At 63.6% G+C, this 21,042-nt stretch carries 23 protein-coding genes; 10 read left to right on the top strand and 13 right to left on the bottom strand.

Annotated features, from left to right (window positions below; all coding sequences use genetic code 11):
• Positions 1-81 precede the first annotated feature (81 nt).
• The 7 genes from pip (at position 82) to KY379_RS07365 (ending at position 8,874) form a co-directional block, all read left to right on the top strand.
• Complete coding sequence (gene pip, locus KY379_RS07395; protein WP_261239542.1) at positions 82-1,053, top strand: prolyl aminopeptidase; 972 nt, start codon at positions 82-84, stop codon at positions 1,051-1,053.
• Entirely contained in the window at positions 1,050-1,475 is a 426-nt protein-coding gene (gene dtd, locus KY379_RS07390; RefSeq protein WP_261239541.1) for a D-aminoacyl-tRNA deacylase, read from the top strand. Before pip ends, dtd begins: the two co-directional genes overlap by 4 nt.
• A gap of 322 nt (positions 1,476-1,797) precedes the next feature.
• Positions 1,798-3,474, top strand: coding sequence for a glucan biosynthesis protein G (locus KY379_RS07385; protein WP_261239540.1), 1,677 nt, complete (start codon positions 1,798-1,800; stop codon positions 3,472-3,474).
• Positions 3,467-6,040 carry a glucans biosynthesis glucosyltransferase MdoH gene (gene mdoH / locus KY379_RS07380; RefSeq protein WP_133324880.1) on the top strand — a complete coding sequence of 858 codons (2,574 nt, stop codon included), beginning with the start codon at positions 3,467-3,469 and terminating at the stop codon, positions 6,038-6,040. The genes KY379_RS07385 and mdoH overlap by 8 nt, the downstream gene beginning before the upstream one ends.
• Before the next feature lie 234 nt (positions 6,041-6,274).
• Positions 6,275-7,072, top strand: coding sequence for a transporter substrate-binding domain-containing protein (locus tag KY379_RS07375; protein ID WP_133325163.1), 798 nt, complete (start codon positions 6,275-6,277; stop codon positions 7,070-7,072).
• Positions 7,073-7,184: 112 nt separating this feature from the next.
• Positions 7,185-8,147 carry an amino acid ABC transporter permease gene (locus KY379_RS07370; protein WP_133324878.1) on the top strand — a complete coding sequence of 321 codons (963 nt, stop codon included), beginning with the start codon at positions 7,185-7,187 and terminating at the stop codon, positions 8,145-8,147.
• On the top strand, positions 8,140-8,874 hold the full coding sequence (locus tag KY379_RS07365) for an amino acid ABC transporter ATP-binding protein (protein ID WP_133325162.1): 735 nt from the start codon (positions 8,140-8,142) through the stop codon (positions 8,872-8,874). Before KY379_RS07370 ends, KY379_RS07365 begins: the two co-directional genes overlap by 8 nt.
• 62 nt (positions 8,875-8,936) lie before the next feature.
• On the opposite strand, the gene KY379_RS07360 is transcribed toward KY379_RS07365, so the two are convergent.
• The 10 genes from KY379_RS07360 to ubiE form a co-directional block, all read right to left on the bottom strand.
• The gene (locus tag KY379_RS07360; protein WP_133324876.1) at positions 8,937-10,514 is read right to left on the bottom strand and encodes a methyl-accepting chemotaxis protein; all 1,578 of its coding nucleotides are present in this window, start codon (positions 10,512-10,514) and stop codon (positions 8,937-8,939) included.
• 99 nt (positions 10,515-10,613) lie between these two features.
• Entirely contained in the window at positions 10,614-11,321 is a 708-nt protein-coding gene (locus tag KY379_RS07355; protein WP_133324874.1) for a 16S rRNA (uracil(1498)-N(3))-methyltransferase, read from the bottom strand.
• Positions 11,318-12,106, bottom strand: coding sequence for a twin-arginine translocase subunit TatC (tatC, locus tag KY379_RS07350; protein WP_133324872.1), 789 nt, complete (start codon positions 12,104-12,106; stop codon positions 11,318-11,320). Before tatC ends, KY379_RS07355 begins: the two co-directional genes overlap by 4 nt.
• On the bottom strand, positions 12,103-12,462 hold the full coding sequence (gene tatB, locus KY379_RS07345; RefSeq protein ID WP_261239539.1) for a Sec-independent protein translocase protein TatB: 360 nt from the start codon (positions 12,460-12,462) through the stop codon (positions 12,103-12,105). Before tatB ends, tatC begins: the two co-directional genes overlap by 4 nt.
• Before the next feature lie 3 nt (positions 12,463-12,465).
• The gene (locus KY379_RS07340) at positions 12,466-12,753 is read right to left on the bottom strand and encodes a twin-arginine translocase TatA/TatE family subunit (RefSeq protein ID WP_133324868.1); all 288 of its coding nucleotides are present in this window, start codon (positions 12,751-12,753) and stop codon (positions 12,466-12,468) included.
• A gap of 24 nt (positions 12,754-12,777) precedes the next feature.
• Entirely contained in the window at positions 12,778-13,113 is a 336-nt protein-coding gene (locus KY379_RS07335; protein WP_133324866.1) for a phosphoribosyl-ATP diphosphatase, read from the bottom strand.
• A 1-nt stretch (position 13,114) separates the two neighbouring features.
• On the bottom strand, positions 13,115-13,507 hold the full coding sequence (gene hisI / locus KY379_RS07330) for a phosphoribosyl-AMP cyclohydrolase (protein ID WP_133324864.1): 393 nt from the start codon (positions 13,505-13,507) through the stop codon (positions 13,115-13,117).
• 72 nt (positions 13,508-13,579) lie between these two features.
• On the bottom strand, positions 13,580-15,199 hold the full coding sequence (gene ubiB / locus KY379_RS07325; RefSeq protein ID WP_133324862.1) for a ubiquinone biosynthesis regulatory protein kinase UbiB: 1,620 nt from the start codon (positions 15,197-15,199) through the stop codon (positions 13,580-13,582).
• Positions 15,196-15,819: an SCP2 domain-containing protein gene (locus KY379_RS07320; RefSeq protein ID WP_133324860.1), complete on the bottom strand. Its 624-nt coding sequence runs from the start codon at positions 15,817-15,819 to the stop codon at positions 15,196-15,198. The genes ubiB and KY379_RS07320 overlap by 4 nt, the downstream gene beginning before the upstream one ends.
• A complete protein-coding gene (ubiE, locus tag KY379_RS07315; RefSeq protein WP_133324858.1) occupies positions 15,819-16,589 on the bottom strand; it encodes a bifunctional demethylmenaquinone methyltransferase/2-methoxy-6-polyprenyl-1,4-benzoquinol methylase UbiE in 771 nt (256 codons plus the stop codon). The genes KY379_RS07320 and ubiE overlap by 1 nt, the downstream gene beginning before the upstream one ends.
• A gap of 126 nt (positions 16,590-16,715) precedes the next feature.
• Here ubiE and KY379_RS07310 point away from each other — a divergent pair, with 126 nt between their 5' ends.
• The 3 genes from KY379_RS07310 to KY379_RS07300 all read left to right on the top strand — a co-directional run bounded on the left by KY379_RS07310 (position 16,716) and on the right by KY379_RS07300 (position 18,297).
• Positions 16,716-16,991 (top strand): polyhydroxyalkanoic acid system family protein, encoded by a 276-nt coding sequence (locus KY379_RS07310; RefSeq protein WP_133324856.1) that lies wholly within the window; start codon positions 16,716-16,718, stop codon positions 16,989-16,991.
• Positions 16,992-17,096: 105 nt separating this feature from the next.
• Positions 17,097-17,516: a phasin family protein gene (locus tag KY379_RS07305; RefSeq protein ID WP_133324854.1), complete on the top strand. Its 420-nt coding sequence runs from the start codon at positions 17,097-17,099 to the stop codon at positions 17,514-17,516.
• Positions 17,517-17,526: 10 nt separating this feature from the next.
• Entirely contained in the window at positions 17,527-18,297 is a 771-nt protein-coding gene (locus KY379_RS07300; RefSeq protein WP_261239538.1) for a phasin family protein, read from the top strand.
• Between the two features lie 109 nt (positions 18,298-18,406).
• Here KY379_RS07300 and KY379_RS07295 read toward each other — a convergent pair whose 3' ends face one another.
• The 3 genes from KY379_RS07295 to KY379_RS27360 all read right to left on the bottom strand — a co-directional run bounded on the left by KY379_RS07295 (position 18,407) and on the right by KY379_RS27360 (position 21,024).
• A complete protein-coding gene (locus KY379_RS07295; RefSeq protein WP_133324850.1) occupies positions 18,407-19,021 on the bottom strand; it encodes a TetR/AcrR family transcriptional regulator in 615 nt (204 codons plus the stop codon).
• Positions 19,022-19,034: 13 nt separating this feature from the next.
• On the bottom strand, positions 19,035-20,717 hold the full coding sequence (phaC, locus tag KY379_RS07290) for a class II poly(R)-hydroxyalkanoic acid synthase (protein ID WP_196171364.1): 1,683 nt from the start codon (positions 20,715-20,717) through the stop codon (positions 19,035-19,037).
• Positions 20,718-20,802: 85 nt separating this feature from the next.
• Complete coding sequence (locus KY379_RS27360) at positions 20,803-21,024, bottom strand: transposase (RefSeq protein ID WP_261239601.1); 222 nt, start codon at positions 21,022-21,024, stop codon at positions 20,803-20,805.
• Between the last annotated feature and the right edge of the window lie 18 nt (positions 21,025-21,042).

Raw genomic sequence — 21,042 nt, 5'->3', positions numbered from 1 at the left:
GTATTCGACAGGGCATGCTCAAACGGGCGATTCAGGTTTATGATGGCCAACGGCCGAATCAATCCCCACACGGAGTGCGCAATGCAGACCCTGTACCCGCAGATCAAACCCTACGCCCGGCATGATCTGGCCGTGGAAGCGCCGCATGTACTGTACGTCGATGAAAGCGGCTCGCCGGAAGGTCTGCCGGTGCTGTTCATCCATGGCGGCCCCGGCGCCGGTTGCGATGCCCAGAGCCGCTGCTATTTCGACCCCAATCTGTACCGCATCATCACCTTCGATCAACGCGGCTGTGGCCGCTCCACGCCCCATGCGAGCCTGGAGAACAACTCCACCTGGCACCTGGTCGAGGACATGGAGCGCATTCGCCAGCACCTGGGGGTCGACAAGTGGGTGCTGTTCGGCGGCTCGTGGGGCTCGACCCTGGCACTAGCCTATGCCCAGAAACACCCCGAGCGGGTGCACGGGCTGATCCTGCGCGGCATTTTCCTGTGCCGCCCCCAGGAGATCGAATGGTTCTACCAGGCCGGTGCTAGTCGACTGTTCCCCGACTACTGGCAGGACTACATCGCACCGATTCCAGCCGAGGAGCGTGGCGAGCTGGTCAAGGCTTTCCACAAGCGTCTGACCGGCAACGACCAGATCGCCCAGATGCATGCAGCCAAGGCCTGGTCCACTTGGGAAGGGCGCACCGCGACCCTGCGCCCCAACCCGCTGGTGGTCGACCGCTTCTCCGAACCGGCGCGGGCCTTGTCGATCGCCCGCATCGAATGCCACTACTTCATGAACGACGCCTTCCTGGAGCCCGACCAGCTGATTCGCGACATGCCCAAGATCGCACACCTGCCGGCGGTCATCGTGCATGGTCGCTATGACGTGATCTGCCCGCTGGACAACGCCTGGGCGCTGCACCAGGCCTGGCCCAACAGTGAGCTCAAGGTCATCCGCGATGCCGGTCACGCGGCCTCCGAACCCGGCATCACCGACGCCCTGGTCCGGGCTGCCGACCAGATGGCTCGGCGCCTGCTCGATCTGCCCCTGGAAGAGGCATGAAGGGCCTGTTGCAGCGCGTGCGTGGCGCGCGGGTCGAGGTGGGCGGGGACATCGTCGGCGCGATCGATCAGGGCTTGTTGGTGTTGGTCGCGGTTACCCGCGAGCATGCCGACAAACTGTTGCACAAGTTGCTCAACTACCGGGTGTTCAGCGACCCCCAGGGCAAGATGAACCTGTCTTTGAAGGACGTCTCGGGCGGTCTGCTGCTGGTGTCGCAGTTCACCCTGGCGGCAGATACCCGCAGTGGCATGCGACCGAGCTTCTCGACGGCGGCGCCTCCGGCGTTGGGAGCCGAGCTTTTCGACTATCTTTGCCAGCAGGCCCAGAGCCAGCATGCAGCTGTGGCCAGCGGGCGATTCGGTGCAGACATGCAGGTGCATTTGGTGAATGATGGCCCCGTAACATTTATGTTACAAATATGAGGTCAAAAACCCCTTGTTTGTCGGAAAACAAGGGGTTTTTTACGATAAATAGTTGTTCCAGCCTGATGCGTTGTAACGCGACCTGCTGGATAATCGCGCGCTGCGTGAGCCTGCGTCCGCAGGTTCGTTTCACACCGACTCGAGCATTGTCTGGATCCGTTTGGGGAATCATTACGCCCTCACGGGGTCCGAACAGTGCTCGCCAACCCGGCATTGGTAGCTGGCCGTTGGTTTCATGATTTGTTTTCGGCGAGGGTTGCTCGTGATTGTAAGTCCCCAAAAAGCATCAAGAATCCCCAGCACGCGACTGCGCTCGGCACTCATGGCCGGTGTGGCACTGTTTGGCCTGATGAGCGCGGGTCAGCTGTGGGCATTCAATCTTGACGATGTTGCAGCCAAGGCAAAGGATCTGGCCGGCCAGAAGTACGAGGCACCGAAAAGCAATCTTCCGGCGGTGTTCCGCGATATGAAGTTCGCGGACTACCAGAAGATCCACTTCCTGCAGGAAAAGGCCGAGTGGGCCGACGACAAGACTCCGTTCAAGCTGTCGTTCTATCACCAGGGCATGCATTTCGACACCCCGGTGAAGATCAACGAGGTCACCGCCACGACGGTCAAGGAAATCAAGTACGACCCGAGCCGCTTCGCGTTCGGTGACGTGCCGCACGACCCCGAGTCCACCAAGAATCTGGGGTACGCCGGTTTCCGTGTGCTTTACCCGATCAACAAGGCGGACAAGCAGGACGAGATCATGACCCTGCTCGGCGCCAGCTATTTCCGCGTCGTCGGCAAGGGCCAGGTCTATGGCCTGTCGGCGCGCGGCCTGGCCATCGACACCGCGTTGCCGTCAGGCGAAGAGTTCCCGCGATTCACCGAGTTCTGGGTCGAGAAGCCCAAGCCGACCGACAAGCACCTGGTGATCTACGCCCTGCTCGACTCTCCACGCTCCACCGGCGCCTATAAGCTGATTCTGCGCCCGGGCACCGACACCGTGGTCGACGTGCAGTCGCGCGTGTTCCTGCGTGATCACGTCAGTCGCCTGGGCATCGCCCCGCTGACCAGCATGTACCTGTTCGGCCCCAACCAGCCATCCAAGGTGCTGAACTACCGTCCGGCTCTGCATGACTCCGAAGGTCTGTCGATCCATGCCGGCAATGGCGAGTGGCTGTGGCGTCCGCTGAACAACCCGAAACACCTGGCCGTCAGCAACTTCAGTGTCGAGAACCCGCGTGGTTTCGGCCTGATGCAGCGCCAGCGTGCCTTCAGCGACTATGAAGATCTCGACGACAACTACCAGAAGCGCCCGAGCGCCTGGATCGAGCCGAAAGGCGACTGGGGCAAGGGTACCGTCGATCTGGTCGAAATCCCCACGGCCGACGAGACCAACGACAATATCGTGGCGTTCTGGAGCCCGGAAAAGCTGCCTGAGGCTGGCCAGCCGATCGAGTATGCCTACCGCCTGCACTGGACCCTCGACGAGCCGAAGTTTCAGCCGCAGGAACTGGGCTGGGTCAAGCAGACCCTGCGCTCGACCGGCGACGTCAAACAGTCCAACCTGATCCGCCAGCCTGACGGCAGCATTGCCTTCCTGGTCGATTTCGACGGCCCTGCGCTGGCCGCCCTGCCGGAAGACGCTCGTCTGCGCAGCCAGGTCAGCGTCGGCGACAACGCCGAACTGGTCGAGAACAACCTGCGCTATAACCCGGAAATCAAGGGCTGGCGCCTGACTCTGCGGTTCAAGGTCAAGGAAGCCAACAAGTCGACCGAAATGCGAGCCGCATTGGTGCGCGATGTTCCGGTCGAGGCGCCCAAGGCTGCCGAGGATGCCAAGCAGGACAAGGCGGCTGCCAAGCACGCCAAGGCCGAGAAAGCCAGTAAGGCAGATGCCGCCAAGGCCGAACAACCTGCCGCCGATGCGGCGTCCACCAACGGGGCCGCGGCCACCACCGAACAGGTGCTGACCGAGACCTGGAGCTATCAGTTGCCTGCCGATGAGTAACTCAAGCGCAAGGCCGGAATCGCTTGGCGAGTATCTGGCCCACCTCCCACTGAGCGATGAGCAGCGCGCGGAACTCGCCAGCTGCACCTCGTTCGGTGAGCTGCACCAACGCCTGGCGGCCAAACCGGCCGCCACCTCCGCCGAGGCCGTCCAGGCCTCGGTCGGCGCACGCCTGACCGTGGGCAGCGCCGCCGAGCTGGAAGACGCCGAAATGCTCGGTGTCGACGGCAACGGTCGGGTGTGCCTCAAGATCGCGCCGCCGATCCAGCGCACCCGAGTGGTTCCGGAACCGTGGCGCACCAATGTCCTGGTCCGCGTCTGGCGACGCATGACCGGCCGCACCAATGCCCCGCAACCGCCCAAACGCGAGCTGCCGCCGGCGCGCTGGCGCACGGTCGGCTCGATCCGCCGATACATCCTGCTGACCCTCATGATCGGCCAGACCATCGTCGCCGGCTGGTACATGAAGGGCATCCTGCCTTATCAGGGCTGGTCGTTCGTCGATCTTGACGAGATTCTTGCCCAGCCGCTGTGGGACACCGTGGTGCAGGTCTGGCCGTATGCTTTGCAGACCTCCATCCTGATCCTCTTCGGTATTCTCTTCTGCTGGGTTTCGGCAGGCTTCTGGACCGCCTTGATGGGCTTTCTCGAACTGCTGACCGGGCGTGACAAATATCGCATCTCCGGCAGCAGTGCGGGCAATGAGCCGATCGCGCCGGAGGCACGCACCGCATTGGTGATGCCAATCTGCAATGAAGACGTGCCGCGTGTGTTCGCCGGCCTGCGCGCAACGTTCGAGTCGGTGGCCGCCAGCGGCAACCTCGACCGTTTCGATTTCTTCGTGCTCAGCGACACCAATGACACCGACATCGCCGTCGCCGAGCAACAGGCCTGGCTGGATGTGTGCTCCGAAACCAAAGGCTTCGGGCGCATCTTCTACCGCCGTCGCCGGCGTCGGGTGAAGCGCAAGAGCGGTAACCTCGATGATTTCTGCCGTCGCTGGGGCGGCGAATACAAGTACATGGTCGTGCTGGACGCCGACAGCGTCATGAGCGGTGAATGCCTGAGTGGTCTGGTCCGTCTGATGGAAGCCAACCCGGAAGCGGGGATCATCCAGACCGCGCCGAAAGCGTCGGGCATGGACACCCTGTATGCGCGCATGCAGCAGTTCGCCACCCGCGTCTATGGTCCGTTGTTCACCGCCGGCCTGCACTTCTGGCAGTTGGGCGAATCCCACTACTGGGGCCACAACGCGATCATTCGCATGAAGCCGTTCATCGAGCACTGCGCCCTGGCGCCGTTGCCGGGCAAGGGCGCGTTCGCCGGTGCGATCCTCTCCCACGACTTCGTCGAGGCGGCACTCATGCGCCGCGCCGGTTGGGGCGTGTGGATCGCCTACGACTTGCCGGGCAGCTACGAAGAACTGCCGCCGAACCTGCTCGACGAGCTCAAGCGTGACCGCCGCTGGTGTCACGGTAACCTGATGAACTTCCGCCTGTTCTTGGTCAAGGGCATGCACCCGGTGCACCGGGCGGTGTTCCTCACCGGGGTGATGTCGTATCTGTCGGCGCCGCTGTGGTTCCTGTTCCTGGTGCTGTCGACCGCGTTGCTGGCGACCAACACCCTGATGGAGCCGCAATACTTCATCGAGCCTTACCAGCTCTACCCGCTCTGGCCGCAGTGGCACCCGGAAAAAGCCGTGGCGCTGTTCTCCACCACCATCGTGTTGTTGTTCCTGCCCAAGCTGCTCAGTGTCATCCTGATCTGGGCCAAGGGCGCGACCGAGTTCGGTGGGCGCATCAAGGTGACCCTGTCGATGCTGATGGAGATGCTGTTCTCCATGTTGCTGGCGCCGGTACGCATGATCTTCCATACCCGCTTCGTGCTGGCCGCGTTCCTCGGCTGGGCGGCGACCTGGAATTCGCCCAGCCGCGACGACGACTCCACGCCCTGGAGCGAAGCGGTGCGTCGGCATGGCCCGCAGACCCTGCTGGGCTTCGCCTGGGCCGGATTGGTGGCGTGGTTGAACCCGAGCTTCCTCTGGTGGCTGGCGCCGATCGTCGGCTCGTTGCTGCTGTCGATCCCGGTGTCGGTGATTTCCAGTCGCGTGCGCCTGGGCCTGGCTGCCAAGGACGAAAAGCTGTTCCTCATCCCCGAGGAATACGCAACGCCGCAGGAGCTGCTGGCCACCGACCAGTACGCCCACGAGAATCGCTGGCACGCCCTGCGCGACGGCTTCGTGCGCGCGGTGGTCGACCCCCGGCAGAATGCCCTGGCCTGTGCCATGGGTACCGCACGCCACGGCCAGGCTGCGCCGATCGAGGCGTACCGTGACGAGCGTGTGGCCAAGGCGCTGGAAGTCGGCCCGCAAGGGCTGGACCTTGCCACCCGCCTGGCGCTGCTGAGCGACCCTGTGGCCCTGTCGCGCCTGCACGAGCAGGTGTGGGCGGGCCATCATTCGGCATGGATCGACGCCTGGCGGGCCTCGATCGACAGCGATCCGCATTCGCCGCTGTTGCCGTTGCATCCCGAGAACGAAGGCCAGCCGGCGCTCGTCGGCGCCTGATCGGTCGCATTCGCGGGCAAGCCCGCTCCTACAGGACTCGCATCGGGCCTGTAGGAGGGGGTTCAGCCGCGACGCTTTTCCCCGCCAAGACCTATTTTGGCCAACAAAGTCCCCCCCGGCGCTAGGTCCCAGGCCCGCCATGCGTTAGCATCCCTCTCCGATATTGCGCACTGCTGGGTACGGCCGTGCCTATAAAAAGATTCGTAATTTCTCTTGCTAGGGGATCTGGTGATGATCAAGAAATACCTCTCGCGGCTGCTGGTCGGTGTGACTGCGCTGGTCGCGGTCACGGCGGCGCAAGCCGGCGCCATCGACGACGCGGTCAAGCGTGGCACCCTGCGGGTGGGCATGGACCCGACCTACATGCCCTTCCAGATGACCAACAAGCGCGGCGAGATCATCGGCTTCGAAGTCGACATCCTCAAGGCGATGGCCAAGTCCATGGGCGTCAAGTTCGAGGCAGTGTCCACTGCCTATGACGGCATCATCCCGGCCCTGTTGACCGACAAGTTCGACATGATCGGCAGCGGCATGACCCTGACCCAGGAACGCAACCTGCGTCTGAACTTCTCCGAACCGTTCATCGTCGTGGGCCAGACCCTGCTGATCCGCAAGGAGCTGGCGGGCGAGATCAAGTCGTACAAGGACCTGAACAACGAGAAGTACCGCATCACCTCCAAGCTCGGCACCACCGGTGAGATGGTGACCAAGAAGCTGATGAGCAAGGCCAAGTACCATGGCTATGACAACGAGCCGGAAGCGGTGATGGACCTGGTCAACGGCAAGGCCGATGCCTTTGTCTACGATGCTCCCTACAACGTGGTGGCCGTGGAGAAGATGGGCGCCGGCAAGCTGGTCTTCCTCGACAAGCCGTTCACCTTCGAGCCACTGGCCTTCGGCCTGAAGAAGGGCGATTACGACAGCATCAACTTCATCAACAACTTCCTGCACCAGATCAAGCATGACGGAACCTACGATCGTATCCACGACAAGTGGTTCAAGAACAAGGACTGGCTGAAGGAAATGGAATAAAAGGCAGCGTCAAGCCGCAAGTTGCAAGCTGCAAGAAGAAGCGGATCAATACTCGGTCCGCTTTTTCTTGCAGCTTGCAGCTTGCGGCTTGTGCCTTTCTGGAGTGCTCCACGTGATCAAACACAAGAAAGCCCAGTGGCCCTGGCATGCGCTGACCGCGCTGGTCCTGGTGGGCCTGGCCTTCAGCATGTACCTGGCCACCTCGATGATTTCCTACGAGTGGCGCTGGAACCGTGTACCTCAGTATTTCGCCTACAAGGCGGAAGAGGTGCAGCGGGCAGCCGGCTATGGCAGCGTGCAGGAAATCGTCGTTTCCGGTGACACCGCGCGTGTCACGCTCAAGGATGAAAACGGCGATGAGCAAGTGCTCGACGTGGCCAAGGACAGCCTGCAACTGAGCCGAGGCGATGACGTCGCCGAAGGTGATCAGATCGGTGTGACCCGTCACTGGGCCGCAGGCCCCTTGGCCTGGGGCCTTTGGACGACCTTGTGGATTTCGGTGCTCTCCGGGGCGATGGGGCTGCTGATCGGCTTGGTCGCCGGGCTGTGCCGTTTGTCCAGCAACCCGACCCTGCGCGACCTGTCCAGTGTGTACGTCGAACTGGTGCGTGGCACACCGTTGCTGGTGCAGATTTTCATCTTCTACTTCTTCATCGGTACGGTGCTCAACCTGTCACGGGAGTTCGCCGGGGTAGCGGCGCTGGCGCTGTTCACGGGTGCCTATGTGGCGGAAATCGTCCGGGCCGGTGTGCAGTCGATCGCCAAGGGCCAGAACGAAGCGGCCCGTTCGCTGGGCTTGAACGCCGGGCAGTCGATGCGCCATGTGATTCTGCCGCAGGCCTTCAAGCGCGTGTTGCCGCCGCTGGCCGGGCAGTTCATCAGCCTGGTCAAGGACACCTCGCTGGTGTCGGTGATCGCCATCACCGAGCTGACCAAGAGCGGCCGCGAGGCCATCACCACCTCGTTCTCGACCTTCGAGATCTGGTTCTGCGTGGCAGGCTTGTACCTGCTGATCAACCTGCCGCTGTCGCACCTGGCCAGCCGGCTCGAGCGGAGGCTTGCGCAAAGTGATTGAAGTTCGTGACCTGCTGAAAGTCTTCGACACCCGCGGCCAGGTGGTGCGCGCGGTGGACAACGTCACCACCCAGGTGGCCAAGGGCGAAGTCGTGGTGGTGCTCGGTCCGTCGGGTTCGGGCAAGTCCACCTTCCTGCGGTGCCTCAACGGCCTGGAGCATTTCGACGCCGGGCATGTGTCCATCGGCGGGCTGTGTCTGGACGACCCGAAGACCGACATCAATGCCTACCGCCGCGAAGTCGGGATGGTCTTCCAGCACTTCAACCTTTTCCCGCACATGACCGTGCTGGAGAACCTGTGCCTGGCGCAGAAAGTGGTACGCAAGCGTGGCAAGACCGAGCGCGAGGCCAAGGCGCGAGCGCTGCTGGAAAAGGTCGGTATCGCGGAAAAAGCCAACGAGTACCCGTCGCGGCTCTCCGGCGGTCAGCAGCAGCGCGTGGCAATTGCCCGAGCCCTGGCCATGGAGCCCAAGGTCATGCTATTCGACGAGCCGACCTCGGCGCTCGACCCGGAAATGGTCGGCGAAGTGCTCGACGTCATGAAGACTTTGGCCCAGGAAGGCATGACCATGGTCTGCGTGACCCACGAGATGGGCTTCGCCCGGGAAGTGGCCGATCGCGTGCTGTTCTTCGATCACGGCAAGCTGCTCGAGGACGCCGCGCCAGCGGCGTTCTTCGATGCGCCACGGGACCCGCGGGCCCAGGCGTTCCTGCGCCAGGTGCTGTAACCGCAGCGGCCTCTTGGCGGGGTTACCCGCGAAGAGGCTAGTACAGCGACCCATTCCTCAGATCAGAGCTTGAACCGCCCCACCAGCCCCTGCAGATGCGTCCCCAGACGCGCCAGTTCCACGCTGGAACTGGCGGTCTCCTCACTCGCCGCCGACGTCTGATCGGAAATGTCCCGCACGTTCATCACGCTCCGGTTGATTTCCTCGGCCACCGCGCTCTGCTGCTCGGCCGCCGTGGCGATCTGCTGGTTCATGGCCTGAATGGCCGAGACGGTGCGGGTGATGGTATCCAGCGAACCGCCTGCCCGGCGGGTCAGCTCGACGCTGCTGTCGGTCAGCTCGCGGCTGTTCTGCATCACGCTGGCGACGCGTTGGGTGCCATTCTGCAGGCTGGCGATCAGCTCTTCGATTTCTTCCGTCGACTGTTGCGTGCGTTGGGCCAGGCTGCGCACTTCGTCGGCGACCACTGCGAAGCCACGTCCGGCTTCGCCGGCCCGGGCCGCTTCGATGGCGGCGTTGAGGGCCAGCAGGTTGGTCTGTTGGGCAACCGACTTGATCACGTCCAGCACACTGCCGATCTTGTCGCTTTCTGCCTTGAGCTGGTTCATCGCCTCGCTGGAGTTCACCACCTCGCCGGCCAGTCGCTCGATCTGGGCGACGGCTTCGCCGACCACGCGATCACCTTCGCGGGCTTGCTGGTCGGCCATGAGTGCGGCCTCCGACGCCTGCTCAGCGTTACGTGCCACTTCGTGAACGGTGGCGGTCATCTGGTTCATGGCGGTGGCCACCTGGTCGGTCTCCACCTTCTGGTTGGTGACCCCGGCGCTGGTCTGCTCGGTGACCGCCGACAGTTCCTCGGCGGCGCTGGCGATCTGCGTGACGCCGTCGCCGATGCCGGAGATCAGTTCCCGCAGGCGTTGGGTCATACGCTGCATGCTGGCTTGCAACTGGCCCAGCTCATCGCCCCGTTCGACTCGGGCGGTTTCGCGTAGGTCGCCGTTGGCGATGAGGTCGGCTGCGGCCAGGGTCTGGCGCAGCGGTACGACGATCTGCCGGGTGATCGACCAGGCGGCGAGCAGCCCCAGGAGCAGGGCGAGGCCGGTAGCCCCGGCCAGCAGCATCTTGGCCCGGCGAGCGCCGTCATCGCGCACCTTGGTCTGCGACAGGGTCATGGCCTTGCTGGCCTCAAGCAGAAGGCTGCCTTGGTCTGCCATGCGCTGTAGCACTTGGGGCGCCGCAGCGCCCGCGCTGCCTGCTTGCTTGAGCTCGGCGAAAGCCTGTCGGTATTGGCGCACGGCATCGAGCTGCTGTCCCAGGCGCTGGTGGTCCTGGGGTTCCTCGATCACTGCCTGCATGCGCTGGATCTGTCGTTCGAGCTGATCCAGTGCTGCCTCCAACTGCGTCACCGTGGCGCTGTCGGGATTGAGCGCATAGGCCTGGCGAGCGATGCGCAGCTCCTGAGTGTACTGGTGGATCACCGAGATGTTCCCCAGCTTGTCACCTCGATGGATGATGCTGTCCATGCCCGTCCAGCCCGTGGCGGTAATGGCCAAGGTGAGCAATAGCACCAGGCCGAACCCCAGGCCCAGTTTACGATTGACGCTTACATTCCCCAGCGATTGGGCAAACCATTGGTACATAGGTGACTCCCCGGCGATGTGGCAGCACGAATTGTTGTTGTGATGCCAGGGCATCGGCCCACGCCGGAGAAACTTGATGGCTTAAAGCTAACCGTTTGGTCAGAAAATTCGCGAAAGCAGGGCGGTGACTGCCGTTTCCACTCGCAGGATCCGGTCGCCCAGTTGCACCGGGGCCAGCCCGGCCTTGGTCAGCAGGTCCACCTCATAGGGAATCCAGCCCCCTTCAGGGCCGATCGCCAGGGTTACCGGGCCCTCCACGGCGCGCGGGCAGGCTGGGTAGGGGCCGGGATGGCCGACCAGGCCAAGGGTGCCGTGGGCGATGGCCGGCAGCCGGTCTTCGACGAACGGTTTGAAGCGTTTCTCGATGATCACCTCGGGCAGCACCGTATCGCGCGCCTGCTCAAGGCCGAGAATGAGGTTTTCCCGAACGCTTTCGGGGCTGAGGAACGGGGTTTGCCAGAAGCTCTTCTCGACCTTGTAGCTGTTGACCAGGATCAGCCGAGGCACGCCCAGAGTGGCGATGGTCTGGAACAGTCGACGCAACATCTTCGGCCGGGGTACGGCCAACACCAGGGTCAACGGCAGCTTGGCCGGTGGCGATTGGTCGAAGGCCACCTGCAGTTCGGCTTCGTGCCGTTCCAGGCGCATGACGGTGGCCTGGCCCATCAGCCCACCGATACGGCCAACGCGCAGCGTATCGCCCACTACCACGCCATGGATCTGCTGCATGTGGGTGAAGCGCCGGTCTGCCAACACGACGCGGTCGGCCGACACGAAATCGGCCTCTTCGAGCAGCAACAGATTCACGGTTGGGTCGCAGGCGGTTGGTCGTTGTGATCGTCGGCCGGTTGCTCGTCGTGACCACGTTTGCGGATCAGGCTGCCACACAGCACGCCGATCTCGAACAGCAGCCACATGGGCACGGCGAGCAGCGTTTGCGAGAAGATGTCCGGTGGCGTAAGGACCATGCCGACCACGAAGCAACCGATGATCACGTAGGGGCGGGCTTTTTTCAGGTATTTCACGTCGACCACGCCGATCCATATCAGCAGCACCACTGCCACCGGGATCTCGAAGGCCACGCCGAAGGCGAAGAACAACGTCATGACGAAGTCGAGGTAGCTGGCGATGTCGGTCATCATCGCCACGCCATCGGGTGTGGCAGCGGCGAAGAACTTGAACATCAGCGGGAATACCAGGAAATAGGCGAAGGCCATGCCGGCGTAGAACAGCAGGATGCTCGACACCAGCAGCGGGATGGCGACGCGCTTTTCATGGCGATACAGCCCAGGTGCGATGAAGCCCCAGATCTGCTGGAGAATGAACGGAATCGCCAGGAACAGCGAGACGATCATGGTCAGCTTGAACGGGGTCAGGAACGGCGAGGCCACATCGGTGGCGATCATCGTCGCATTGGCCGGCAGGTGGTCGCGCAGCGGCGCCGACACCAGGGTGTAGATCTGCTGGGCGAAGGAGAACAGCCCGGCAAAGATCAGGAAGATCACCGCCACGCAACGTAGTAGGCGAGTTCGCAGTTCGGTCAGGTGCGAGACCAGCGGCATGGGCTGGTCGTGTTCCGGATTATCGCTCATGGGGCTCGCGGCGGTTGGGGCTGTTCGGGCTGCTCAGGTGCGCTGACCGGCGCTGCCGGCGTGCTCGGCGCATCGCTCGTGTTGGTAGCGGGTGCCTGAGCAGGTGGCGTCTGCGGGTTGAGGATGCGCTTGGCTTCCTGTTCCATCTGCAGGATGTGCTCGTTGTGCAACTGACGACGGATATCGTCAGCGCCGATTTCGCGCTCGACTTCCATCTTGATGGTATTGAAGCTGCGCTTGAGCCGACCGACCCACAGTCCCGCCGTACGCGCCGCACCCGGCAGGCGTTCGGGACCGAGCACCAGCAGGGCGACCAGGCCGACGAGCAGCAACTCGCTGAAGCTGATGCCGAACATGGGTCAGTCTTTCCGTTGTGGCTCTTGGACCGGCTGGGCCTGGCCCTCGATGGTGTGGCCCTGGTTCTGCGGGGCGCTGGTTTGCTGTTGGGCAGACTGCACCGGTGGCACGGGCTGGGCCGGTGGCGGGGTTGGCTCGGCAGGTTTGTTTTCCTCGTCGCTCATCGCCTTGCGGAAGCCCTTGATCGATTCGCCCAGGTCGCCGCCGAGGTTCTTCAGCTTCTTGGTGCCGAATACCAGCACGACGACGATCAGCAGGACGATCCAGTGTTTCCAGTCAAAAATACCCATGGTGTTCTCCTAGAACGCTTGTAGTCAGGCCGACGGTTGCCGGGCGGCTTTTTCATCGTGGCCCGAGAGGCCGAAACGGCGCTCCAGCTCGTCGAGCACGGCTTGTGGGTGCTGGCCCAGGGCGCTGAGCATCACCAGGCTATGAAACCACAGGTCGGCGGTTTCATAGATGACATCGCTGCAATCGTGGCTGATGGCGGCATCCTTGGCGGCGATGATGGTCTCGACGGACTCTTCGCCGAGCTTTTCCAGAATCTTGTTCAGACCCTTGTGGTACAGGCTGGCCACGTAGGAGCTGTCGGGGGCCGCTTGCTTGCGTTGCTCCAGCACTTCGGCCAGGCGGGCGAGGGTGTCGCTCATGTCAGTGTCCTGCGTTGTAGATGGCGTGCGGGTCCTTCAGGACCGGGTCGACGGTATTCCACTGGCCGTTCTCGAAGACGCGATAGAAGCAGCTTTCGCGGCCGGTATGGCAGGCGATGTGGCCCAGTTGCTCGACCATCAGGATGATCACGTCGGCATCGCAGTCCAGGCGCATTTCGTGCAGCTTCTGGATATGGCCGGACTCTTCGCCCTTGCGCCACAGCTTGCCACGCGAGCGCGACCAGTAGATGGCGCGTTGTTCGGCGGCGGTCAGCGCCAGCGACTCACGGTTCATCCAGGCCATCATCAGCACGCGTCCGGTCTTGTGGTCCTGGGCGATGGCCGGTACCAGCCCGTCGCTGTTCCACTTGATCTCGTCCAGCCAGTCTTTCATCGTCGACTCCAAAACGGGCCCGCTCCCGTACCGGGCCCTTTGCGCTAGTGTGCCAGTCAGCGGCGTTGCTGGCTATTGGCGCACGATCAGGTAAAGGCCAGCGGCCAGCATCAGCCACGCCGGCCAGGCAACGGGGGCGGCCAGGCTGGCCGCTTCGGCGGCACCCGTGGCCAGCACCGCACCGCCGCCGAGCAGCCCGGCGCCGAGCAGGCGCAGCGCCCAGCGGTCGCCCTGACGACGGCGCTCCGGCAGTTCCGGGTCTTGCAGGTGGGGTTGCGACAGGCGCTCGAGCAGGTCGCGGGTCATGCCGGCCAGGTGCGGCAATTGTTCAGCCTGACTGTAGAGGTTGCCGAATACCGCCTTGGGGCTCATGCGCTCGCGCATCCAGCGCTCCAGGAAGGGTTTGGCGGTGCTCCACAGGTCCAGATCGGGGTACAGCTGACGGCCCAGGCCTTCGATGTTGAGCAAGGTCTTCTGCAGCAGCACCAGCTGCGGCTGGACTTCCATGTTGAAGCGCCGGGCGGTCTGGAACAGGCGCATCAGCACCTGGCCGAAGGAGATGTCCTTGAGCGGCTTCTCGAAGATCGGCTCGCACACGGTGCGGATCGCCGCTTCGAATTCGTTGACCTTGGTCTGCGCCGGTACCCAGCCCGAGTCGATGTGCAACTGGGCGACGCGGCGATAGTCGCGCTTGAAGAACGCGATCAGGTTGCGCGCCAGGTAGTCCTGATCCTCGGCGGTGAGGCTGCCGACGATGCCGCAGTCGATGGCGATGTATTGCGGGCTCCACGGTTTGACCGTGCTGACGAAGATGTTGCCGGGGTGCATGTCGGCATGGAAGAAGCTGTCGCGGAACACCTGGGTGAAGAACACTTCCACCCCACGCTCGGCCAACAACTTCATGTCGGTGCGCTGATCGGCCAGGGTCGCCATGTCGGTGACCGGGACCCCGTAGATGCGTTCCATCACCAGCACCTTGGGCCGGCACAGGTCCCAGTAGACCTGGGGCACGTACATCAGCTCCGAGCCCTCGAAATTGCGCCGCAGCTGGCTGGCGTTGGCCGCCTCGCGCAGCAGGTCGAGTTCGTCGTAGATGGTTTTCTCGTAGTCGCCGACGATTTCCACCGGATGCAGGCGACGGGCATCGGCCGAGGCGCGTTCGGCAGCCTTGGCGATCAGGAACAGCCAGGCCAGGTCCTGGGCGATCACAGGCTTGAGGCCTGGGCGCACCACCTTGACCACCACTTCCTCGCCACTTTTCAGGCGTGCGGCGTGCACCTGGGCCACCGAAGCCGATGCCAGTGGTTCGACGTCGAAGCGGCTGAACAGCTGGGCGACCGGCGCACCCAGTTGTGCCTCGATCAGCGCCACGGCGCGCTTGGGGTCGAAGGGCGGGACTCGGTCCTGCAGGAGCATCAGCTCATCGGCGATGTCGTTGGGCAGCAGGTCACGGCGGGTAGACAACAGCTGGCCAAACTTGATGAAGATCGGCCCCAGGTCCTGCAAGGCCAGGCGCAGGCGGGCGCCGCGGCTAAGCTCCGAGGCCTTGCGCGGCAGCCAGCGCCAGGGCATCAGCAGGCGCAGGCCCATCAGCCACCAAGGCAACGGCAGGTCAAACAACAGGTCATCGAGACGGTAGCGGATCACCACACGCTGGATGCGAAAAAGACGGCGGACGGCGAGCAGCTTCATGCGTTATCGCTGGTATCAAGGTGGCGGGAGAGGCGCTGCAGGCGCGCCTCGAGTCGTTCTATGTCGAGCTTGAGGGCATCGAGTTCGCTGAAGGCGGCTTCGCCTTCGCGTCTGCCGACCAGGGTGCGGGACTCTTCGGCCAGGTACTCGGAAAGGTTCTGGCTGAAGCGCGCCAGGCCCTGGCGGGTCCAGCGCGCACGCAGGCGTACATGGCCGGCCAGCAGCGAGGTGGCGACCGGACCGAGCCAGCGTTGCAGTTCGTGTTCCCAGTCCAGCTCCAGGTCCTGCAGGATGCCGAACAGGTCGAGCAGCACGGCGCTGTCGCCATGCAGTTCGACCTGGGGACTGTGCAGCACGGCCGTCTTGTCACCGGCCACGGCCAATTGCACCAGGCTACCAGCCGGGGCGCGCAGGCTGCAGTGAACCTCGCCTTCCCAGTGGCCGGCGAGCATCAGCCCGTCGTCATCGGGCAGGATGAATACCTGCAAGGCCGGCTGGCGGCAGTCGATCTCGATGACCTTGCCTTCCAGCGCGGCCAGGCGTGGCAGAGCCGTGCTGTCCATGCGCAGGACCCGGTTCAAGCCATGTTCGACGCTGGCGAGCAGCCCGGCCAGGAGCATCAGGGCTTGATTCCCCGGTGCACGGCGACGATGCCGCTGGTCATGTTGTGGTAGGTCACGCGGTCGAAGCCGGCGTCGACCATCATGGCCTTGAGGGTTTCCTGGTCAGGGTGCATGCGAATCGACTCGGCCAGATAACGGTAGCTTTCCGAATCGTTGGTGATCAGCTTGCCGGCCAGTGGCATGAAGGCGAACGAGTAGGCGTCGTAGGCCTTGGACATGAACTTGTTGGTCGGCTTGGAGAACTCCAGCACCAGCAGGCGACCACCCGGCTTGAGTACCCGCAGCATCGAGCGGATGGCCTCGTCCTTGTGGGTGACGTTGCGCAGGCCGAAGGCGATGGTCACGCAGTCGAAGTGGTTGTCCGGGAAGGGCAGCTTCTCGGCGTCGGCCTGGACGAACTCGATGTTGCCCGCCACGCCGCGGTCGAGCAGGCGGTCACGGCCGACCTTGAGCATCGATTCGTTGATGTCGGCGAGCACCACCTGGCCGGTCGGACCGACCAGGCGCGAGAACTTGGCGGCCAGATCGCCGGTACCGCCGGCGATGTCCAGCACGCGGTTGCCGCTACGCACACCGGACAGCTCGATGGTGAAGCGCTTCCACAGGCGGTGCATGCCGCCGGACAGCACATCGTTCATCAGGTCGTACTTGGCGGCCACGGAGTGGAAAACCTCGGCGACTTTCTTCGCCTTCTGGCTTTCGGGCACATCCTGGTAGCCGAAATGGGTGGTGGGTTCGGCGTGTTCGCCTTTGCGCTGGTCGTTCATATCGCTTCACCGGAAAAAATTACCCGCCATTCTAGGGTGAACCGGCGGATTTGTCTTGGCGGGGTGTACCGCCCGCCGGGCACGGGCATAATGCGTCCATTGTCTTTTCAGTACAGGATCGCCTGCATGACTCAGATCAGCGTCGAACGCAAACATTCCCTTGGTCGCGACGCCGCCCGGGCCAAGGCCGAAGCGCTGGTGGACAAGCTGGCCCGCGAATACGATCTCAAGGCCACCTGGAACGGCGACCGGGTCGATGTGGCGCGCAGCGGTGCCAGCGGCAGCGTGCAGATATTCGATGATCGCATCCGCGTCGACCTCAAGCTGGGCATGATGCTGTCGATCATGGGCAGCAGTATCAAGAGCGAAATCGAGCGGGCGCTGGACAAGGCCCTGGCGTGATCGCCTCACCTTAGGGTGAAGATTCTAAATTCGGTCTCTACCTTATGCTCAAGCCCGATCCCCCGGGCGCATCCTCCCTCCCTGAACGAGCAAGAGGCAATGAGCATGGCCAACGTGAACGCGAAGAAAAAGGACGACGCCACAGGCACCCTGGGCGAGGTGCGTGGCTACGCGCGCAAGATCTGGCTGGCAGGTATCGGTGCTTACGCGCGGGTCGGCCAGGAAGGCTCCGATTACTTCAAGGAGCTGGTCAAGGCTGGCGAAGGTGTCGAAAAACGCGGCAAGAAGCGCGTCGACAAGGCGCTGGGCGCGGCCAACCACCAGATCGAGGAAGCGACCGAGCAGGTCAGTCGCGTCCCTGGCCGTGTAGAACTGCAACTCGACAAGATCGAGCGGGCGTTCGACGCACGGGTGGGTCGCGCCTTGAATCGCCTCGGCATTCCGTCTAAACATGACGTTGAGGCGTTGTCCATCAAGCTTGAACAGCTGCATGAGCTGCTCGAGCGCGTCGCGCACAAACCATAAGGAGAGCAGGATGGCTGGCAAGAAGAACACCGACAAAGAAGGCAGCTCCTGGGTCGGCGGGATCGAGAAGTACTCCCGCAAGATCTGGCTGGCGGGCCTGGGTATCTACTCGAAGATCGACCAGGATGGTTCGAAACTGTTCGACTCCCTGGTAAAGGATGGCGAGAAGGCCGAAAAGCAGGCGAAGAAGACTGCCGAAGAGGTGACCGAAGGCGCCAAGGCCTCGACCACCTCCCGTGTCTCGGGGGTCAAGGATCGCGCACTGGGTAAGTGGAGCGAACTCGAAGAAGCTTTCGACAAGCGCCTGAACAGCGCCATCTCCCGCCTGGGCGTGCCAAGCCGCAACGAGATCAAGGCCCTGCACCAGCAGGTCGACAGCCTGACCAAGCAGATCGAGAAACTGACCGGCGCCTCGGTGACCCCGGTTTCTTCGCGCTCGGCAGCGGCCAAGCCTGCGGCCGGCAAGACCGCAGCCAAGCCACTGGCCAAGGCTGCAGCCAAGCCTGCGGCTAAAGCGGCCGCGGCCAAGCCAGCGGCGAAAAGCGCAGCGGCGAAACCGGCTGCGAAGACGGCAGCGGCAAAACCTGTGGCCAAGCCAGCGGCCAAAGCGGCAGCCAAGCTAGCGGCCAAACCTGCTGCGGCGAAGAAGCCTGCGGTGAAGAAAGCGCCGGCCAAGCCTGCTGCGGCGAAACCGGCAGCACCGGCGGCCAGCGCCGCTCCGGCTTCCAATGCGGCACCTGCGCCAAGCGCAGCGCCAGAAAGCGCTGCTACCCAGGCCTGATATCGCGTAGGGCCTTTCGCGGGGACAGGTACTCCATCGTTCTCTGGGGCGGTGGTGTACCTGTGGGAGCGGGCTTGCCCCGCGAAGGGCGCACTGCGTAATCGCAGACCTACCCTTCCAGATACCGCTGCGCCAACTGCTCCGCCGCCTCCCGCGCCGGTGCCTGCAGATGCGGCACCACCAGCATCATCACCTGGTACACGACGATCCCCACGTCTCCCTCACGCCCGAGCACCCGCTGGTAATCCAGCGAGAACAGCAGGGTCAGGCTGATCTGCTCCACCAGCTGGCCCAGTGCCTGGGTCTCGCTCACCACCTGTCCCTGGCTCTTGAGGCTGGCCAACAGGGCCGCCAGCGTACGCTTGAGCGCGTTGATCAGGTTGCGCATGCCACGCGCCAGCTTGGGCAGGCGACCGGTCAGGTTGGACAGGTCCTGGAAGAGGAACCGGTACTGCGCCATACGCTCGACGATCAGGTGCAGGAACAGCCAGTAGTCCTCGGCATCCAGGCGCACCTCGAGCGGAGGGTCGAGCAATGGCAGCAGCGCTTCCTCGAAGCGCTCGAACAAGCCCAGGACCAACGGCTCCTTGCCGTGGAAGTGGTAGTACAGGTTGCCAGGGCTGATGCCCAGTTCGTTGGCGATCTCCAGGGTCGAGACGTTGGGTTCGCCCTGCTGGTTGAACAGCTGCAGGGCGCAGTCGAGGATTCGGTCGCGGGTCTTCATCCGGGGCGTTTGCTCATCGCGCGCGTACATAGCTGCCAGGCGCCGGGCCCAGCGTTGGGTAGGTGGCGTTGCCCAGGTCGGTGCGTGGCGCTTTGAGCGGGCCGGAGCGGGCCGTGATCCACTCCAGCCACACTGGCCACCAACTGCCTTCGCGACGCTGGGCATCGTGGGACCATGCGCGGGGATCGCTTGGCAGCGCAGGGTTGTCGAGATAGAAAGCCTTGGGATTGCCAGGTGGATTGATGATGCTCTGGATATGCCCGCTGTTGGCCAGCACGAAGCGCCGGTCGCCGCCGAGCAACAGGGCCGAGCGGTACACCGCGTCCCAGGGGGTGATGTGATCGTTGCTGCCGGCGACGGTGAAGCTGTCCAGGTTCACCTGGCCCAGGTCGATCGGCGTGCCGCACACCTCCAGCCCGGCGGCGTGGGTCAACGGGTTGTGCTTGAAGAAGTCCAGCAGATCACCGTGCAGGGCCGCAGGCAGGCGGGTGTTGTCGGCGTTCCAGTAGAGGATGTCGAAGGCCGGTGGCGCCTTGCCGAGCAGGTAGTTGTTGACCCAGTAGTTCCAGATCAGGTCGTTGGGCCGCATCCAGGCGAAGATTCGCGCCACCTCGGCGCCGTCGAGCACGCCGCGTTGGTAAGAGCGACGCTTGGCGGCTTCGACGGTCTGTTCGTCGGCGAACAGGCTGGCGGGGCTGTCGAACTGGCTGTCGAGCAGGCTCACCAGGTAGGTCGCGCTGCGGACCCGGCGCAATTGGCGCTTGGCCTGCAGATGCCCCTGCAGTGCGGCCATGGTCAGGCCGCCGGCGCAGGCGCCCATCAGGTTGGGGTCGCGATTGCCGCTGATGCTGCGACACGCAGCCAGGGCCTGCTCCAGGGCCTCGACGTAGCTCGACAGCCCCCATTCGCGGTGGCGCGGTTCGGGGTTGCGCCAGCTGACCATGAACACCTGTAGGCCGTTCTTGAGCATGTACTGGACGAAACTGTTGCTCGGACTCAGGTCGAAGATGTAGTACTTGTTGATCTGTGGCGGGATCACCAACAGCGGCCGGGTATGCTGCTTCTCGCTCATCGGCAGGTACTGGATCAGCTCGAGCAGCTCGTTGCGGTACACCACCGCCCCAGGTGTCGTGGCGAGATTGCCGCCGACCTCGAAGGCGCGATCGTCCACCTGGCGGGGCAGGCCGTGGTTGTGGCGCAGGTCGTCGATCAGGTGGGCGACACCGCGTACCAGGCTCTGACCGCCCGTGTTGAACAGCTCCTTGACCGCCAGTGGATTGAGCAGCGAGTTGCTCGGTGCCAGGGCATCGTTGAGCAGGTTGAACAAGAAGTGCACCCGGGCCCGGTCGTCGGCGTCGAGCTGGCTTTCCTCGATCCACAGGCGGGTCTGGCGCTGCCAGGCCAGGTAGGCCTGCAGGCCACGGCGGTAAAGCGGATTCTGGGCCCAGGTCGGATCGTTGAAGCGTGCGTCCCGTGGGTTGGGCTGCAGCGGCGTGTCACCGAGCATGACCTTGCCCAGCTGGCCGCCCAGGGCGAGCATGTGGCGGGCGGTGTGCAGCGGGTTGCGCAGCCCGTGGCGACCGATGTGGCGCAAGGTCGAGAACAGGTCACGGCCACGCAGGCCGACCATGGCGTTGTGTACGTTCATCTGGGTGGCGGGAAGCGATGGCGTTCCTTTGGCCGGTTTGTCTTTCATCGGTTTTCTCCGCGAGATGCCCCGTACTTTAGTGCGGGGAGGGATAGCGAGGCGTGCGAACTGCGCGCCCTCACTCCGGCCTGTCTTACTGCTCGATGTAGAGCCGAACCCCGTCCAATGGCGCACAGCCTACGCTGACGGCGAAATACGACGCCGACCACAACGCATTCCCCCGCCAGGCTGGTTGCATCAATTCCGGGAAATAACACGCAACGAATTCTCCACTAGACCAACCTTGAAAAAACCAGGGTAAACGCGCTATTTTGCTGAACAATATGGATAAAGGCCAATCCAGAATGAAAACCACCAAAACCCTCCAGTTGCG

The sequence above is a fragment of the Pseudomonas sp. HD6422 genome, assembly GCF_025377065.1.
Classification (GTDB): Bacteria; Pseudomonadota; Gammaproteobacteria; order Pseudomonadales; family Pseudomonadaceae; genus Aquipseudomonas; species Aquipseudomonas putida_U.
This window is presented reverse-complemented; position numbering and strand designations above follow the sequence as displayed.